Source organism: Pseudovibrio sp. Ad37 (genome assembly GCF_001623075.1).
Classification (GTDB): domain Bacteria; phylum Pseudomonadota; class Alphaproteobacteria; order Rhizobiales; family Stappiaceae; genus Pseudovibrio.
In genome coordinates this window covers 1-830 of the sequence record NZ_LMCF01000192.1, presented here as the reverse complement: position 1 = coordinate 830, position 830 = coordinate 1, and the positions used below count along the sequence as shown (strand labels likewise).

Here is an 830-nt window from a genome sequence, read left to right as displayed (position 1 = left end):
ATGATGTTCTTTATGGCGGCGATGCGGGGGCTGGATGGCAATACCTCCATGGCCACGGCGGTGATGATACCTACCTGATTGGCCGTGATAAAGGCGGTTCCTGGATCACCCGCAGTGCAGAAACCAGTTCAGGAGGAACTGACACAGTAAAGTTCCGTGACCTGACGCTGGATGATCTGCGCATCGAAGCTTATGAACACGAAAATCAGGGAACGAGCCTTCGGCTTGGCTGGACCACAGCAGACGGTAAAGCCGGAACACTGAATGTGGCTGACATGGGCGAGCAGATCGAGCGCTATGAGTTTTCTGATGGCACAAGCCTGAGTGAGTTCAAAGTTCGGGAAGACGGTCGCATGGAGCTGCATGGAACCGATAGTGATGACATAATTATTGGCTCCACCCTTGGAGAACATATCTCAGGCGGGACAGGATCAGATACCTTTGTCTTCCCTGATGTCAGCTCCGGCAACGATGTCATTGAAGACTTCTCTGCCGATGCAGGAACTGAGGACGTCATCCGTTTTGATACTAATGTGTTTGCAGACTTTGAAGACATGCTCACAGCAGCAAGTGATAATGGTAGGGATACTGTAATCAGTTTGTATGGCAATAACTCTGTGAGGCTGAAAGGTGTACTCGTCTCCGATCTTCATGTAGATGACTTCCAGTTTGTCTAACCTCTTACCTTAAACGATCAGCATTGCGTCAACGAAGACGCAATGCTGATATTGGTCAAAAAACCAATAATAGACGCCTATTCTGCTTTTCAAGAAGTTAGCGTTACATCAATATTATCAGATAGTTATTTCTTAAGTTAGCGCCTATGGGGC

General features: G+C 48.0%; 1 pseudogene. It reads left to right on the top strand.

Annotation, left to right across the window (positions count from 1 at the left end):
* Positions 1-677, top strand: a pseudogene (locus PsAD37_RS28450) (hypothetical protein); the annotation flags it as partial.
* Between the last annotated feature and the right edge of the window lie 153 nt (positions 678-830).